Here is a 16344-nt window from a genome sequence, read left to right as displayed (position 1 = left end):
GCCGCGACCGGACGCGCGGCCCTGCCAACTGCATACTGATCCTGAGGAACACCATGCAAGTCTCGATCGAAAACGTCGGTTCGCTCGGCCGCAAGCTCACGGTCCGCCTCCCCGCCCAGCGCCTCGAGGACACCGTCCGCTCGCGCATCCAGGAGATGGGTCGCAGCGCGCGCCTCAAGGGCTTCCGCCCGGGCAAGGTGCCGGCCAAGGTGATCGAGCAGCGCTTCGGCAACCAGATCCGCAACGAAGCCCTGTCGGAAATGATCGGGTCCAGCTTCCAGGAAGCGGTCACGCAGGAGAAGCTGCGCCCGGCCGTGCAGCCGTCGATCGCGACCACGGGCCGCCCGGAGAACGGCGAGATCGAGTACACCGCGACGTTCGAAGTGCTGCCGGAGATCGGCAATCTCGACGTCAGCGGGCTCGAGATCGTCAAGCCGGTCGCGAGCGTGACCGACGCCGACATCGACCAGATGATCGAGACGCTGCGTCTGCAGCGCCGCAGCTGGCACGCGGTCGAGCGCGCGGCGAAGGACGGCGACATGGTGCTGTTCGAGTTCTCCGCCCAGGGCGAGGGCTTCCGCCATCCGGAAGCCGGCACCGATCGCGTCGGCGCCGTGCTCGGCTCGGGGGCGTACTCGAAGGAACTCGAGGACAAGCTGGCCGGCCACAAGGCCGGCGACGAATTCACCACCCATGTCGATTTCCCGGCCGCCGTGCGCACGCCCGCGCTCGCCGGCAAGTCGGTCGACGTGAGCGTCAAGCTCGTGCGCGTGCAGGAAGCGCAGCTGCCGGTCGTCGACGAGGCGTTCGCGGCGAGCTTCGGCGTCAAGGAGGGCGGCCTCGAGCGCTTCCGCGAGGACGTGCGCGCGAACCTCGAGCGCGAACTCAAGGGCGTGCTGATGGGTCGCCTCAAGGCCGGCGCGCTGGAGAAGCTCGTCGAGGCGCATCCGGAGCTCGAAGTGCCGCAGGGCATGGTCGAGAACGAAGCGCGCCAGCTCGCGCGCCAGGCCGGCCTGCAGAGCCCCGACGCGGTCGCGCAGTTCCTGCCGACCGCGCGCCGTCGCGTCAGCGCCGGCCTGCTCATCGGCGAACTCGCGCGCCAGAACGACATCCGCCTCGATTCGCGTCGCGTCAGCGAAGCGCTGGCGACGATCGCCTCGACCTACGAGGAACCCGAGCAGGTCGTTGAACTCTACTCGCGCGATCCCCAATTGATGAGCGCGTTGCAGAACCGCGTGATCGAGGACCAGGTCGTCGAATGGCTCGCCGACCATGCCAAGTGCAGCGAACAGCAGTTGAGTTTCAACGACGTCATGCGACCGGGCGCCTGAGCGCGCACGGCGCCGGGAGAATGCCATGTCCAGCCTGATCACCCCCGCCACCGGCCTCAACCTCGTCCCGATGGTGGTCGAGCAGACGTCGCGTGGCGAGCGCGCGTACGACATCTACTCGCGCCTCCTGAAGGAGCGCGTCGTGTTCGTGGTCGGCCCGATCGACGACTACATGGCGAACGTGGTGGTCGCGCAGTTGCTGTTCCTCGAGTCGGAGAATCCCGACAAGGACATCAACCTGTACATCAACAGCCCCGGCGGCGTCGTGACGGCGGGCCTCGCCATCTACGACACGATGCAGTACATCCGCTGCGACGTCAGCACGATGTGCGTCGGCCAGGCCTGCAGCGCGGCGTCGCTGCTGCTGACCGCGGGCGCCAAGGGCAAGCGCTACGCGCTGCCGAACTCGCGCGTGATGATCCACCAGCCCTCCGGCGGCGCGCAGGGCCAGGCGACGGACATCGAAATCCAGGCGCGCGAGATCCTGTACCTGCGCGGGCGCCTGAACCAGATCTACGTCAAGCACACCGGCCAGCCGCTCGAGCAGATCGAGCGCGACATGGAGCGCGACCGCTTCATGAGCGGCGAGGACGCCAAGGCGTACGGCCTGATCGACGCGGTGCTCGACCGCCGGCCCGGCGAAGCGCCGGTGACGCCGGCCTGATCGCGCAGGATCGGCGTCCCTTCACGCTTTTTTACATCAATCGCGGCCGGACCGAGGGTCCGGTCGCGCTGTGCTATCCTGCGCCGGCAAATGCGGCGACACTCCGAGGCGGAGCATGACTGACGACCGGCAAAGCCGATCGGGCGACAACGGCAAGATCCTCTACTGCTCGTTCTGCGGCAAGAGCCAGCACGAGGTCCGCAAGCTCATCGCGGGCCCGTCCGTGTTCATCTGCGATGAATGCGTGGAGCTGTGCAACGACATCATCCGCGAGGAGCTCGAGGAGAAGGCGGCCAGCGCGCGCAGCGACCTGCCCAAGCCGGCCGAGATCCTCGACGTCCTCGACCAGTACGTGATCGGCCAGGCGCGCGCGAAGAAGGTGCTCGCCGTCGCGGTGTACAACCACTACAAGCGGCTCGAGACGCGCAGCCGCAACGACGACGTCGAACTGGCCAAGTCGAACATCCTGCTCGTCGGTCCGACCGGCTCGGGCAAGACGCTGCTGGCGGACACGCTGGCGCGCCTGCTCAACGTGCCGTTCACGATCGCCGACGCGACGACGCTGACCGAAGCCGGCTACGTCGGCGAGGACGTCGAGAACATCATCCAGAAGCTGCTGCAGAAGTGCGACTACGACGTCGAGAAGGCGCAGAGCGGCATCGTCTACATCGACGAGATCGACAAGATCTCGCGCAAGAGCGAGAACCCGTCGATCACGCGCGACGTCTCCGGCGAGGGCGTGCAGCAGGCGCTGCTCAAGCTCATCGAAGGCACGGTCGCCTCGGTGCCGCCGCAGGGCGGCCGCAAGCATCCGCAGCAGGAATTCCTGCAGGTCGACACCAAGAACATCCTGTTCATCGTCGGCGGTGCGTTCGCGGGCCTGGAGAAGATCATCCTGCAGCGTTCGGAAGCGACCGGCATCGGCTTCAACGCCGAGGTGCGCAGCAAGGATCGCCAGGCGGAGACGGGCAAGCTGCTCGCCGACGTGCAGCCCGAAGACCTGATCAAGTTCGGCCTCATCCCCGAGTTCGTCGGCCGCCTGCCGGTGGTCGCGACGCTGGAGGAGCTCGACGAGACGGCGCTGGTCAAGATCCTCACCGAACCGAAGAACGCGATCACCAAGCAGTTCAAGAAGCTGTTCGAGATGGAAGGCGTCGAACTCGAGTTCCGTCCCGATGCGCTGACCGCGATCGCGCGCAAGGCGATCCGGCGCAAGACCGGCGCGCGTGGCCTGCGCACGATCCTCGAGCAGGTGCTGCTCGACACGATGTTCAACCTGCCGTCGCTCGAGCACGTGAGCAAGGTCGTCGTCGACGAAGCCGTCATCAACGGCCAGGCCGAGCCGTACCTGATCTACCGCGGCAACATGCAGAACCGCGCCGCCTCCGAGTGAGGCCGGCGCGGCGCCAGGCGCGCCGCGGCCGCCTGCGTCCAATCCAAGGGGAATGCCGATGAAGATGCGATTCGTTGCAGGCGTGCTGCTGTCTTCGTTGATGCTCGCGGGCGTCGTCGCGCCGGTACAGGCGAAGCATGCCGCGGCGCCGACCGCGCCGGGCCGCTACGAGGACTGGGGGCCGGACATCGACGTGGTCGAGATCGCCCGCACGTTCATCCTGTCCGACTACGATCGTGTCGAAGTCGAGCCGCTCGCCACCGACGGCGTCGCGCTGCCGCCCGCCGACGAGAACACCTACGAGCCCGTCAAGGCCATGCTCGGGCGGTTCACCACGGTATTCGCCGAAGGCCTGCGCGAAGCACCGGCCAAGCCGGTGGAGGTGATCGAAACCGCGGCCCCGGCCGCCCGCGTGCTGCGCCTGCGCGGCAAGGTGCTGCTGCTCGACCCGGGTTCGCGCGCGAAACGCTACTGGGGCGGCTTCGGCGCGGGCGCGGTTCGCGTCGAGGTTCGCTGCGAACTCGTCGACGGTGCGTCCGGCGACGTGCTGCTTTCCTTCACCCAGCAGCGGCGCTCCGGCTTCGGCGGTTTCGGCGGCAGTTACGAGGAACTCATGGCGCGCACGATCCGTCAGATCGGCGGTGATGTGGCCAACCTGCTGAAGCAGTTCTGAGCGGATCCGGGCGGGGGCCGTGGCGGCGCGCCGAATGCTTGCAAACGCCGCGACGAATCCTCACTTGACGATACGGCAGCGTGGGTCCACGCTGCCGTTCGCATATCCGCGCGACCCGTTTCGCCACCGTTTATCCAGAGCCCGATGACCGACAAGCCGAACAAGCTTCCCACGCCCCCCCACGACCCGATCGAGCTACCGGTCCTGCCGCTGCGCGACGTGGTCGTGTTCCCGCACATGGTGATCCCGCTGTTCGTCGGCCGCGAGAAGTCGGTGCGCGCGCTCGAGAGCGCGATGGCCGACGACAAGAAGATCCTGCTCGTCGCGCAACGAAGCCCGGACGTGGACGAGCCCGCCGTCGGCGACCTCTACACGATCGGCACCATAGCCACGGTGCTGCAACTGCTGAAGTTGCCGGACGGCACGATCAAGGTGCTCGTCGAGGGTACCGATCGCGCCGAGATCGCCGCGTTCGGCGAGCGCGACGGGCTCATGGTCGCGCATGCGCGCGTGCTCGAGCCGAACTACACGCGCGGTGAACGCGAGATCGAAGTGATCGGCCGCCAGCTGGTCAGCCTGTTCGAGCAGCTCGTGAAGCTGTCGCGCAAGATCCCGCCCGAACTCATGTCCACGCTCGCCGGCATCGACGACCCGTCGCGCCTCGCCGACACGATCGCGGCGCACATCGCGGTGCGCGTCGCCGAGAAGCAGCGCGTGCTCGAGACGGTCGACGTCGCCGACCGGCAGGAACTCCTCGTCGGCCTCGTCGACGGCGAAATCGACGTCCAGCAGATCGAGAAGCGCATCCGCGGCCGCGTCAAGTCGCAGATGGAGAAGAGCCAGCGCGAGTACTACCTCAACGAGCAGATGAAGGCGATCCAGAAGGAGCTCGGCGACATCGAGGATGCGCCGAACGAACTGGAGGAACTCGCGCGCAAGATCGGCGCCGCCGGCATGCCCAAGCCGATCGAGGCGAAGGCGCGCGCCGAGCTCAACAAGCTCAAGCAGATGTCGCCGATGTCGGCCGAGGCGACTGTCGTGCGCAACTACATCGACAGCCTGCTCGGCGTGCCCTGGAAGAAGAAGACCAAGGTGCGCCGCGACCTCGAGCGCGCGCAGCACGTGCTCGACGCAGACCATTTCGGCCTCGAGAAAGTCAAGGAACGCATCCTCGAGTACCTCGCCGTGCAGCAGCGCGTGCACAAGATGAAGGGTCCGATCCTCTGCCTCGTCGGCCCGCCCGGCGTCGGCAAGACCTCGCTCGGCCAGTCGATCGCCAAGGCGACCAACCGCAAGTTCATCCGCATGTCGCTCGGCGGCGTGCGTGACGAGGCGGAGATCCGTGGCCATCGGCGCACGTACATCGGTTCGATGCCGGGCAGGATCATCCAGAACCTGACCAAGGCCGGCACCAAGAACCCGCTGTTCGTGCTCGACGAGATCGACAAGATGTCGATGGACTTCCGTGGCGACCCGTCCGCGGCGCTGCTCGAAGTGCTCGATCCGGAACAGAACCACACGTTCAACGACCACTACCTCGAGGTCGACGTCGACCTGTCCGAGGTCATGTGGATCGCCACGGCGAACTCGCTCAACATCCCGCCGGCGCTCGCCGACCGCATGGAGATCATCCGCATCCCCGGTTACACCGAGGAGGAAAAGCTCAACATCGCCCAGCGCTACCTCGTGCCGAAGCAGCTCAAGGCGAATGGCCTCAAGGCGGCGGAGCTGTCGGTATCCGAGGACGCGCTGCGCGACGTCGTGCGCTACTACACGCGCGAGTCCGGCGTGCGCAGCCTCGACCGCGAGATCTCCAAGATCTGCCGCAAGGTGGTCAAGGAACTCAGTCTCGCTGCGGCGAAGGCGGCCAAGAAGGGCGGCGAGCGCAAGCGCGGCAAGGTCAGCGTGACCGCGAAGAACCTCGACGACTACCTCGGCGTGCGCAAGTTCACCTACGGTCGCGCCGAGCAGCAGAACGAAGTCGGCCTCGTGACGGGCCTCGCCTGGACCGAAGTGGGCGGCGATCTGCTCAGCATCGAGGCGACGATCGTACCGGGCAAGGGCAAGCTCATCCACACCGGCCAGCTCGGCGACGTGATGCAGGAGTCGATCCAGGCGGCGCTCAGCGTCGTGCGCGCGCGCGTCGATCGCCTCGGCGTCGACGCGGAGTTCCACCAGAAGCTCGACATCCATGTGCACGTGCCCGAAGGCGCGACGCCCAAGGATGGCCCGAGCGCGGGTATCGCGATGTGCACCGCCCTCGTGTCGGCGCTGACCAAGGTGCCGGTGCGTTCGGAGGTCGCGATGACCGGCGAAATCACCCTGCGCGGACGCGTGCTGCCGATCGGCGGCCTCAAGGAGAAGCTGCTCGCGGCGCATCGTGGCGGAATCACTACGGTGATCATTCCGGAAGAGAACCGCAAGGATCTCGTCGACATCCCGAAGAACGTGACGCAATCGCTGCAGATCCATCCGGTGCGCTGGATCGACGAGGTACTCGACATCGCGCTCGAGCGGCCACTCGCGCCCGCATCGAAGGGCGACGGCGACGCGCCACGCACGCGCGACGAGCATCCGGCCGAGGCGGGCGTACGCCCCCACTGAAGCGTGCATGGCCGCGGCGGCGACCGGTCGCCGCCGCGGTCGCCGCATGCGTGCAAAATGGGCGCAAATGCGCGAAATTCCTGCAAATCCGTGCGACACGTCGTGTTGCGTGGCCATGGGGGCGCTGGTATAAAGAGCGCGCCGCGATCCAGGTGACGCAGCCGTCCGGGCGATTGCGGGGTACCGAGACGCGCTGACCCGAGGTGCATCACCTCCGCCCATGCGCGTTTCGACTCGATCAAATTCTGCGGGGTGCACGCCCCGTGCGGGAGTCCTACATGAATAAAGCCGAATTTGTCGCCGCGATCGCGGATGCCTCCGAACTGACCAAGGCCGACGCCGAGCGCGCCATCGAGGCGATGTTCAAGGTGGTGAAGAAGACCCTCAAGGCCGGCGAGTCGATCTCGCTCGTCGGTTTCGGTACGTTCGTGGTGCGCAAGCGCGCCGCGCGCACGGGTCGCAACCCGCGCACGAACGAGGCGATCAAGATCAAGGCGTCCAAGGTTCCCGCGTTCAAGGCCGGCAAGGCCCTCAAGGACGCGCTGAACTGAGGCACGAATACGCGGGCGCGGCGTACCGCCGTGCCCGTCGCGACACGGGTGCTTAGCTCAGCGGTAGAGCGTCGCCCTTACAAGGCGAGGGTCGGGGGTTCGAAACCCTCAGCACCCACCAGCTTCGGTCGCGGTGGATCGCGACCGGCACGCTCGGCGCACGGGGAGTGCGCGCCCGATCCCGCGGGCGGCAGGCGTCCGGCAGCGATCCCGCAATGCCAGCGACGGCGCCCTCGGGCGCCGTCGCCTTGTTCGGGAAAGTCCCGCGCGGCGGGCGTGACCGCGTAAAATCGTCTTTCCGGTCCGGCCGTCGCGCCGACCGTCTCCACCAGACAGGTTCCCAATCCATGCTGCAGCTCCTGCGCGGAAAGAAATCCAGCTTGTTCGTGAAGATCGTCCTCGGGGTGATCGTCATCGGCTTCTCGTTCTTCGGCATCGAGTCGTACTTCGTCGCGAACACGAACACGAACGTCGCCAAGGTGGGCGGGAGCGCCATCAGCGAGCAGGAATTCACCCAGCGTTACAACCGCGCGGTGCAGGCCGAGCTGCAACGCATGCGCCAGCAGTTCGGCGCCAGCGTGAACGCGTCGATGTTCCAGACGCCGGAGTTCAAGCGCCGCGTGCTCGACGACCTCGTCAACGAACGCGTCCTGCTCGAGACCAACGACGAACTCGGCCTGGTCGTACCGGTTCAGCGCCTGCGCGACGAGATCCAGAAAATACCCGCGTTCCAGAACGAGGGCGTGTTCGACAAGGAGCAGTACCGGCAGGTGCTGCAGGCCAACGGCATGAGCCCGCAGTCGTTCGAGGACGACATGCGCAAGGACATCGGGCGCACGTTGCTGCCGTCGCAGGTCGTCGCGACCACGATCGCGACCGATGCCGAAGTCGATGCCTACCTGCGCCTGCGCGACCAGCGCCGTGATTTCCGCTATGCCAGGCTCGACAAGCCGGCGGCGGAGCAGGGCGAAGTCAAGGACGAGGAAATCGAAGCCTGGTACAAGCAGCACCAGGCCGAGTTCATGGTGCCGGAACGCGTCGCGCTCGAATACGTCGAACTCGATGCCTCCAAGCTCGAGATCGACCAGATGCCGGACGACAGCGTGCTGCAGGAGCGCTACGAGAAGGCGAAGTCGCGCTACGTCACGGCGGAACAGCGCCTCGCCTCGCACATCCTCGTCAAGGTCGGAGGCAAGGGTGCGCCCGAGGACCAGAAGGCCGCGCTCGCGAAGGCGGAAGAGATCGAGAAGCAGCTGAAGGCCGGCAAGGATTTCGCCACGCTCGCCAAGCAGGATTCGGCCGACCTCGGTTCGAAGAACCAGGGCGGCGATCTCGGCTGGCTCGACCGCGGCACGACCGAGGAAGCGTTCGAGAACGCGCTGTTCGCGCTCGGCAAGGGCGAGGTGTCGCAACCGGTGCTGACCAGCGAGGGTTACCACATCATCGAACTGCGCGACGTCCGCCCGGGCAAGACGCGCAGTTTCGACGAGGTCAAGCCGGAGCTGCTCAAGGAATATGCCGACGGCGAGCGCGACCGCGTCTATTCCGACAAGGCCGGTCGCCTCACCGAGCTCACCTACCAGGATCCGTCGACGCTCGAGACCGCGGCGAAGGAACTCGGCCTGGCCGTGCAGAAGACCGAGCTGTTCCCACGCACCGGCGGCCAGGGGATTGCCGCGAACCCGGGGGTCGCGAAGGCGGCCTTCAGCGACGGCGTGCTCGTGCAGAACAACAATTCCGATCCGATCGAACTCGGCCCCAACCACATCGCGATCGTGCGCATCGCCGAGCACAAGCCGGCGACGCCGAAGCCGCTCGACGAAGTGCGCGACACCGTGCGTGCGCGCATCGTCGCCGAGCGCGAGAGCAAGCAGGCGAAGGACCGCGCCGACGCGCTGTACGCGCAGCTCGGCAAGGACAAGACGCTCGACACGCTCGCGGCATCGGACAACCTCAAGGTCGAAGAGCAGAAGGGCATCGGTCGCGACGCGGCCACGCTGGACAGCCGCCTCGTCTCGGCGGTCTTCTCGATGCCGCGCCCGGAGCAGGACAAGCCGAGTTACCGCCTCGTCGATCTCGGCGGCGACAACTATGCCCTCGTGCAACTGACCGCGGTCACCGACGGTGATCCGTCCAAGCTCGACGCGAAGACGCGCGAAGCGGCCCGCAACACGCTGCAGCAGCAGGCGTCGATGTCGGCGGCGCGCGAGTTCGTCGAAGCGCTGCGCAAGGCGACCAAGGTGTCGATCTCCGAAAGCAAGCTGCAGGACCAGGGGCCGTAACCGCGGGCGCAGGGCTTCGTGCGCCGGGCGGGTCGAGCGCGGAGCGCGCGCCCGCCCGGCGCGTCGCGATGCGCGTGTCGCGCGGTCGAAGATTCCCCCGTCGTCGTCCCGGCGAAAGCCGGGACCCCAGCGTCTTCGACCCATCACACGATGGATTCCGCCTACTCGGGAATGACGGCCGCCTGCGCAGCGGCGGGTCCCACCCATGAGCGTTACCTGGTCCCGGGACTGAATGCCGGATCACGCTCTCCGTGCTGACGGGCAAACGAAGTCTCGCGTCACTTGATCGGACGCCGCGGCGGCCCGAAGAATGAAAAGTCGCGCATCTGCGCGGCTTTTTCGCATTGCGAACCGGATCAGGACTCGAAGTCGTCGCGGAAGATCACGTCGCTCGCGTCCGGCCCGCAGGCCACCGCGATGTCGGTGACTTCGGCATCGATGATGCCGCTGCCGTTCACGATCGTGCAGGCGAAACCCGGCGGTTGCGTCTCGATTGCCACGTCGTAGGGCGCCCCGTACGGCAGCGTGCCCGTGAATGCGAAGCTCGTCGCGCCGGCCGGTACGGACAAGGGCGATTCGCCGTTGAGCGACAAGGCGAGGCCGTCCGCGGCAAGGCCGGCGATGGTGCCGCCAATCGCGAACTGATCCGGTGCGAAGGTCGCGGTCAGCGTGCAGCTCGACAGCAGCGGGCCGGCCGCGAACACGGGGGCGACGTACGTGCCCGGGCAGCCGCCGATGCTCTCCACGTGCTGGCCGGTGCCGGGGGTCACGGTGAACGAGAGGATCGTCCCCGCTGCGACCGACTGCGGCGACGACGGATCGATCGCGCCATCGCCGACGACCAGCGGCGTGGCCGTGACCATCTGTGGCGCATCCGGCACGTCGACGAACACCGCATTCGGCGTGCCGGGCGTGCCGTTGCCGCCGCCGAGGGTGTTGATGCCTTGCACGTAGATGATGTGCCGCCCGGGCGCGAGGCCATTCAGCGTGATGTCGCCACGCACGGTTTCGGCCTTCGCGTCGAACGTGCCGTCGACGGCGGACAGCCCGATCGGCGTGGCGCCGGGTTCCCATGGCAGGCGGTCGACGTAGGCATTCGCGGCGCGGATCGGGAAAGACGTCTGCGTGTTGGCCTTGTAGCGCTGGTCGTCGATGGTCGCTGAAACCGTCGTGTACATCCCGCCGGCTCCGCTGGCCACCGCGGTGGCCGTGATGCCGTAGGCGTCGGGGCCGCCCGGCAACCGGTACGGCGCGGCGGCGGCACGCGCGGCGTAACGAAGCGCTGCGAAGTTCTTCGGGTAGGTGGTGGACGTGAACGTGCTGCACGACTCGAAGAACTGCACGCCGAGTTCGATCGTGTACGCAGGCACGCCGAGCGTGCCGTAGAAGTTGTCGTCGGTCGCGCCGTCGGTCGGGTACAACGAATCGGACTGTTCGGGCGTGTAGCCGTTGAACCACGCGAGGCGTCGACCGAACGTCTGCAGCGGCGTTCGGTTTGGCGCGGCGTTGGTCGTGTCGCCCCATGGCCACAGCACGAGCTTCGAGTAGCTGTGGATGTCGAAGAACAGGCCCGCGTAGTCGTCGGGCGAAGCGATGCTCACGTTGTCCGGGCGGCGATCGGGAAGCAACCCGCCGCTGTAGACGCCATCCGTTCCGGGCGAACCTGCGACGTAGGCGACGAGATTCCGTGTTTCCGGTTCCGATGCCGCCGTGGGGCCGCGGTAGTCTTCGTCGCACGTGTCGCTGCTGGAGCCGCTTTCACCCGTGGTATGCCAATGGAACGGGAAGTTGCGGTTGAGATCGATGCCCGAACTATTCGCATTCCTGGCGCAATTGCCGTTGGCTGTATCGGCATTCTTGCGCCACGAGAGTCCTGTTTCGGCCTTCTTGCGCCCATCCGGATTGGCCTGCAGTACGAAGCGGAAGTCGACATGGTCGACCAGCCAGGTCGCTTCGGGGTCATTGCCGTAAGCGCTGACGAGCCATTCGGCCATGCGCGTCAGGAGTTCGGCCGGAGTGTATTCACGCGCGTGGATCGAACCGAACACGACCATCTTCGGGCGATCCGGATCGGTCGCGGCGGTGGCGAGATTCGTCACGCGCAACGCGCGCATCTCGTATCCGGTGGCGGAATTCTGCGTCTTCTGCCAACTCGGCCCGATCGAATGCACTTCGACGAGATCGCCGTGCACGGCGGCGAGATCGTCCATGGTCTGGTAGGTGCCCTCGACGGTGCGGTAGCAGGGATAGCCGGGAATGCCCGGGTAGCCGTCATCGGTGAGCTGGGGCGCCCGTGACTCGACCGCCTGCTGCATCGTCGCGTAGAAGCCGCGCAGGCGCGCGGTGTCCGCCGCATCGATCGACACCGAGAGGCCGGCGTCTTCGAGCTGGCGGATGCCTTCGTCGTCGGTGTCCACGCGCAGCACCTGGCGTTCGGTATCGACGATCACGTGCTGGAACAGTGACGCGCCCCGCACCAGTGCGTCATGGTCGGGATAGTGTGCTTCGACGAACCATTCGTCGGCGTGGGCGGCGGGCAAGGCGGCAGCAACGATCGCCAGCGACAGCAGGGTCTTGCGCATGGATGGTCCCCGGGGCAATCCATCGATGCTAGCAGGACGGCCGCCGGTGGCCACGCCGCAACGCGGCGTTCTCGTGACGGGCGCCGCGCTACTCGAGCTGCTCGCGCGCCCACGCCGCGTCGAGTGCCTCCATCGCATCGCGCGGCTTCAGCTTCGCGGCCTTGTCCCAAGCCTCGGCGACCTCCTCCTCGCGCTTGTCGCCGTGCAGCAGGAGCAGCCCGTTGCCGTATTCGATCCAGGCGATCGGCGCGGCCGGCGTGAGCTTCAGCGCCTGCTTCAGGTGCTTCTCGGCTTCGCCCGCGCTCGCGCCGTAGGTGAGCTTGGCCAGCATGCCGCCGACCTTGCCGACGATCTCGGCGTGGTAGAGACCGAGCGCAGTTTCCGCTTCGGCGTGACTGGGCGCGAGTTCCAGCGCCGCATCGAGCGACTCGCGCACCTTGCCCGCAAGGCCCTGGGCGAGCGCCTTGGTGATCGAGATCGTCTGGCTCAGGCGGCCGATTGCGAAGGCGCGCCGGTAGTGGCTGTTCGCTTCGTCGGGCAGGGCGGCGACCGCCGCGTCGGCGAGGGCGATGAGCTCCTCGTAGCGCGCGGTCTTTGCCTTGTCGTCATCGAGCAGGTAGGTCGCGTGGATGCCGCCGGCCTTGATCGCGACCGAGGCGCCGAGCGCCTTCAACGCGACGCCGGCCTCGTACGCCTGCTGGAAGTCGCCGCGATGGAAGGCGCGCCACGCATCCTGCAGCGCGGCCGCGAGCGCGCCGGCATCCTTGCCGAGCCCGGGTTGCTTCTTCAGCAACGCGGCAACGTGCTTCTCGTCCGGGAACGGCTCCTGATCACCCGCGTGGAGACCCTTCCACGCCTTGGCGAGCCTGTCGCCGGCATAGTCGAACGCCTTGTCCGGATGCGGGAACGCGGCCCAGCCTTTCTTCGCCATCGGAGTGTCCTCGGGGCAAGCCATGCGCATGGAAGTCTGCCGTGCCTGAACGCCCTGCGTCACGCCGCCCTGCGGCAAGCCGCTACACTTCGCGCATGAACCCGCCGCGCCCGAACCCCGCCGCGCGCGCCGCCGAGCTGCGCGTGCGCATCGAAGACGCCAACTACCGCTACCACGTGCTCGACGAGCCGGACATCGCCGACATCGAGTACGACCGCCTCATGCGCGAGCTCGAGGCACTGGAAGCCGAATACCCGGAGCTCGCGACGCCGGATTCGCCGACGCAACGCGTCGGCGCCGCGCCGTCGAGCGCGTTCGCCAAGGTGCGCCACGACATCCCGATGTTGTCGCTCGCCAATGCGTTCAGCGACGAGGAAGTCGAGGACTTCGTGCGCCGCATCGTCGAGCGGGTCGACGACGCCGACCCGCTGTTCTCGGTCGAGCCGAAATTCGATGGCCTTGCGATCAGCCTGCGCTACGAAGACGGCGTGTTCGTGCGCGGCGCCACGCGCGGCGATGGCGAGGAAGGCGAGGACGTCAGCGCGAACCTGCGCACGATCAAGGCGATCCCGCTGCGCCTGCGCGGCACGGGTTGGCCCGCCGTGCTCGAGGTGCGCGGCGAGGTCTACATGCCGCGTGCGGGCTTCGAGGCCTACAACGAAAAGGCGCGCGCGTCCGACGGCGCGATCAAGCCGCTGATCAACCCGCGCAACGCCGCTGCCGGCAGCCTGCGCCAGCTCGATCCGCGCATCACCGCGCAACGGCCACTCGCGTTCTACGCCTACGCGCTCGGCGCGGTGCAGGGCGGCGAATTGCCGTCGTCGCACTCGGAAGTCCTGCGCACGCTGCGCGGTTGGGGCTTCCCCGTCAGCGAACTCGTCTCCACCGCGCGCGGCGCGCGCGGCTGCCTCGACTACTACCGCGGCATCGGCGAACGGCGTGATGCGCTGCCGTTCGACATCGACGGCGTCGTCTACAAGCTCGACGACCTCGACGCGCAGCGCGAACTCGGTTTCGTCGGGCGCACGCCGCGCTGGGCGATCGCACACAAGTTCCCTGCGCAGGAACAGCAGACCGTGGTCGAGGCGATCATCGTCAACATCGGTCGAACCGGCGCGGCGACGCCCGCGGCGAAGCTCGTTCCCGTATTCGTCGGGGGCGTCACGGTCACCAATGCGACCCTGCACAACGCCGACCAGGTCGCGCGCCTCGACGTGCGCGTCGGCGACACCGTGATCGTGCGCCGCGCGGGCGACGTGATCCCGGAAGTCGTGCGCGTCGTGCCCGAGCTGCGCCCCGCGCACGCCAGGCCGTGGCGCATGCCGAGCCATTGCCCGATCTGCGGATCGGACATCGTGCGCGAGGAAGGCGAGGCGGTGGCGCGCTGCACCGGCGAACTCACCTGCGCCGCGCAGCGCACGCAGGCGGTATTCCATTTCGCCTCGCGGCGCGCGATGGACATCGACGGCCTCGGCGAGCGCTACATCGAGGACCTCGGCGACCTCGGCTACCTGCGCTCGGTCGCCGACCTCTACGCGCTCGGCCTCGACGACCTGCTGGAGATGAAGCGTCGCGCCGACGAGCGCGACGGCACGACGCCCGAGACCGTGAAGGCGGGCAAGGTCGCGACGAAGTGGGCGGAGAACCTCATCGAGGCGATCGCGAAGAGCCGGCACACCACGCTCGCGCGCTTCCTCTACGCGCTCGGCATCGCGCACGTCGGCGAGAGCACCGCGAAGGTGCTCGCGACGTGGTTCGGCGATCTCGAACGCGTGCGCCACCTGCCGTGGCCGATCCTCAAGCTGGTCCCCGACATCGGCGGCGAGGTCGCGCGCGCGATCGACGCATTCTTCCAGCAGCCCGGCAACCAGCAGGTCATCGACGACCTGCTCGCGCGCGGCGTCGAGGTCACCGACGCGCATCCGCCGTCGCCGAAGCTCGCGCGCCAGCTCACGCCCGCGAATGTGCTCGCGCAGGCCGAGATCCCCAAGCTCACGGCCAAGCGCGCCGAGCAGCTCGGTGCCGCGTTCGATTCGATCGAAGCGGTGATCGCGGCGGATGCGGACGCACTCGTCGGTGCGGGCCTGCCGGCCGAGACGGCGTCTGCATTGCGTGACTACGTCGACGACGCGGCGGGCCGCGCGCTGCTCGAGCGTTGCGCGGTTGCGCTCGCACGCCTGCAGGAGGCGGCGCCCGCCGCGGCGAACGCGAAAGAGGGCGCACTCGAGGGCCAGACCGTCGTGCTCACCGGGACGCTCGCCGCGCTCACGCGCGACGATGCGAAGGCGAAGCTCGAAGCCCTCGGCGCGAAGGTTGCGGGCAGCGTGTCGAAGAAGACGAGTTTCGTCGTCGCCGGCACCGAAGCGGGTTCGAAGCTCGACAAGGCGCGGGAACTCGGCATCGAGGTCTGGGACGAGCAACGCCTGCTCGCATTCCTGGCGAAGCACGCGGAGCGCTGAAGCAGCGGTCCGGGTTCGCCGTTTCAGCCGTGGGGCGCGCTCCCGCCCGTTTCGGCGTCGTCGTGGAGGTGGCCGGAGCCGAAGCCGATGCCGGCGCCGAGGCCCATGCCGGCGCCCATGCCACCTCCGCCGCCCCCGCCGCCGCGCCCGCCTCCACCTGTGCCTTTGTCGCCGTCGCCCTTGCCGCGCCCGCCGCCGCCGGCTCCGCCGCCGCCCGGGCGCGTCGGGCCCTGGCGCGGGATCGCGACCGACGCGGGGATCGGATCGAGGTCGAGCGCCTCGCGCACGAAATTGCGCAGCGATACCACGAGGTCGTGCGTATGGATCGGCCGGCCTTCGGCCAGTTCCGTGGCCGCACGCGCGGCGAGATGGACCTGCTCCTCGGTGCCGAGCAGGATGATGTCCGACAGCGCCGCCTCGACCGCGTCGCGCATGCGCCGCGTGCGGTCGCTGCCGGGCGGTCCATCGCCTTCGGCCTGTTCCGCCGCCGCGCGGCGCAGGTCGCGCAGGTGTGTGGGATCGACCGCGAGGTCGCCCGTGAACGAACCGCCGAGCGTCTTGTACGCGGCGATCAGCGTGCGCAGGCGCTCGTTGATCTGCCGGTTCTCGCGCTCGCGTCGCTGCTGGATCGTCTGCATCGCGAGCAGGCGGATGCCGACGCCGATCAGGGTGATCACGGCGAGCCCGAGCAGGGTCGAGAGCAGGGCCTGCCAGGAGCTGAAATCGAGGTTGCGCATGCACGAACTCCGTCGGCCAGCCGCGTCACGCTACAGGGTAGCGGCGGCGGTGGCGGAGCGCGACCGGAGCCCGCCAGCGTGAATGCGCTGGTCACGCGCGGGCGACATCTCGACCCGTTCGCGTCGAGCGCCGCTCG

11 protein-coding genes and 1 tRNA gene are annotated in these 16344 nt (G+C 68.0%); 9 read left to right on the top strand and 3 right to left on the bottom strand.

Annotation, left to right across the window (positions count from 1 at the left end; all coding sequences use genetic code 11):
* Positions 1-53 precede the first annotated feature (53 nt).
* The 8 genes from tig to EV148_RS11635 all read left to right on the top strand — a co-directional run bounded on the left by tig (position 54) and on the right by EV148_RS11635 (position 9498).
* A complete protein-coding gene (tig, locus tag EV148_RS11670) occupies positions 54-1331 on the top strand; it encodes a trigger factor (RefSeq protein ID WP_131998371.1) in 1278 nt (425 codons plus the stop codon).
* 25 nt (positions 1332-1356) lie between these two features.
* Positions 1357-1995 (top strand): ATP-dependent Clp endopeptidase proteolytic subunit ClpP, encoded by a 639-nt coding sequence (clpP, locus tag EV148_RS11665; RefSeq protein ID WP_131998368.1) that lies wholly within the window; start codon positions 1357-1359, stop codon positions 1993-1995.
* Between the two features lie 115 nt (positions 1996-2110).
* On the top strand, positions 2111-3388 hold the full coding sequence (gene clpX, locus EV148_RS11660; protein WP_131998365.1) for an ATP-dependent Clp protease ATP-binding subunit ClpX: 1278 nt from the start codon (positions 2111-2113) through the stop codon (positions 3386-3388).
* A gap of 58 nt (positions 3389-3446) precedes the next feature.
* Complete coding sequence (locus EV148_RS11655; protein ID WP_158287443.1) at positions 3447-4061, top strand: DUF4410 domain-containing protein; 615 nt, start codon at positions 3447-3449, stop codon at positions 4059-4061.
* A gap of 144 nt (positions 4062-4205) precedes the next feature.
* Positions 4206-6665: an endopeptidase La gene (gene lon / locus EV148_RS11650; RefSeq protein ID WP_131998359.1), complete on the top strand. Its 2460-nt coding sequence runs from the start codon at positions 4206-4208 to the stop codon at positions 6663-6665.
* A gap of 263 nt (positions 6666-6928) precedes the next feature.
* Complete coding sequence (locus EV148_RS11645) at positions 6929-7216, top strand: HU family DNA-binding protein (protein WP_277871153.1); 288 nt, start codon at positions 6929-6931, stop codon at positions 7214-7216.
* Between the two features lie 46 nt (positions 7217-7262).
* Positions 7263-7337 (top strand) — tRNA-Val (locus EV148_RS11640).
* A gap of 226 nt (positions 7338-7563) precedes the next feature.
* Positions 7564-9498 (top strand): SurA N-terminal domain-containing protein, encoded by a 1935-nt coding sequence (locus tag EV148_RS11635; protein WP_158287442.1) that lies wholly within the window; start codon positions 7564-7566, stop codon positions 9496-9498.
* A gap of 356 nt (positions 9499-9854) precedes the next feature.
* Here the strand turns inward: EV148_RS11635 and EV148_RS11630 are convergent, their stop codons facing one another.
* On the bottom strand, positions 9855-12080 hold the full coding sequence (locus EV148_RS11630) for a M14 family zinc carboxypeptidase (RefSeq protein WP_158287441.1): 2226 nt from the start codon (positions 12078-12080) through the stop codon (positions 9855-9857).
* Positions 12081-12168: 88 nt separating this feature from the next.
* The gene (locus EV148_RS11625; RefSeq protein ID WP_131998347.1) at positions 12169-13011 is read right to left on the bottom strand and encodes a tetratricopeptide repeat protein; all 843 of its coding nucleotides are present in this window, start codon (positions 13009-13011) and stop codon (positions 12169-12171) included.
* 95 nt (positions 13012-13106) lie between these two features.
* On the opposite strand from EV148_RS11625, the gene ligA reads away from it, so the two are divergent.
* On the top strand, positions 13107-15470 hold the full coding sequence (gene ligA / locus EV148_RS11620; RefSeq protein WP_131998344.1) for an NAD-dependent DNA ligase LigA: 2364 nt from the start codon (positions 13107-13109) through the stop codon (positions 15468-15470).
* Positions 15471-15493: 23 nt separating this feature from the next.
* Here ligA and EV148_RS11615 read toward each other — a convergent pair whose 3' ends face one another.
* Complete coding sequence (locus EV148_RS11615) at positions 15494-16207, bottom strand: hypothetical protein (protein WP_131998341.1); 714 nt, start codon at positions 16205-16207, stop codon at positions 15494-15496.
* Positions 16208-16344 lie beyond the last annotated feature (137 nt).

The sequence above is a fragment of the Dokdonella fugitiva genome (assembly GCF_004342425.1).
GTDB lineage: Bacteria > Pseudomonadota > Gammaproteobacteria > Xanthomonadales > Rhodanobacteraceae > Dokdonella_A > Dokdonella_A fugitiva.
Note: the sequence above shows the minus strand (reverse complement) of the source record. Positions and strands in the feature narration are given on the sequence as shown.

What these genes read in the sequence shown, in the direction of transcription:
- tig (WP_131998371.1), top strand. Translation starts at nt 54, where the DNA reads ATGCAAGTCTCGATCGAAAACGTCGGTTCGCTCGGCCGCAAGCTCACG.
- clpP (WP_131998368.1), top strand. Translation starts at nt 1,357, where the DNA reads ATGTCCAGCCTGATCACCCCCGCCACCGGCCTCAACCTCGTCCCGATG.
- clpX (WP_131998365.1), top strand. Translation starts at nt 2,111, where the DNA reads ATGACTGACGACCGGCAAAGCCGATCGGGCGACAACGGCAAGATCCTC.
- EV148_RS11655 (WP_158287443.1), top strand. Translation starts at nt 3,447, where the DNA reads ATGAAGATGCGATTCGTTGCAGGCGTGCTGCTGTCTTCGTTGATGCTC.
- lon (WP_131998359.1), top strand. Translation starts at nt 4,206, where the DNA reads ATGACCGACAAGCCGAACAAGCTTCCCACGCCCCCCCACGACCCGATC.
- EV148_RS11635 (WP_158287442.1), top strand. Translation starts at nt 7,564, where the DNA reads ATGCTGCAGCTCCTGCGCGGAAAGAAATCCAGCTTGTTCGTGAAGATC.
- EV148_RS11630 (WP_158287441.1), bottom strand. Translation starts at nt 12,080, where the DNA reads ATGCGCAAGACCCTGCTGTCGCTGGCGATCGTTGCTGCCGCCTTGCCC.
- EV148_RS11625 (WP_131998347.1), bottom strand. Translation starts at nt 13,011, where the DNA reads ATGGCGAAGAAAGGCTGGGCCGCGTTCCCGCATCCGGACAAGGCGTTC.
- ligA (WP_131998344.1), top strand. Translation starts at nt 13,107, where the DNA reads ATGAACCCGCCGCGCCCGAACCCCGCCGCGCGCGCCGCCGAGCTGCGC.
- EV148_RS11615 (WP_131998341.1), bottom strand. Translation starts at nt 16,207, where the DNA reads ATGCGCAACCTCGATTTCAGCTCCTGGCAGGCCCTGCTCTCGACCCTG.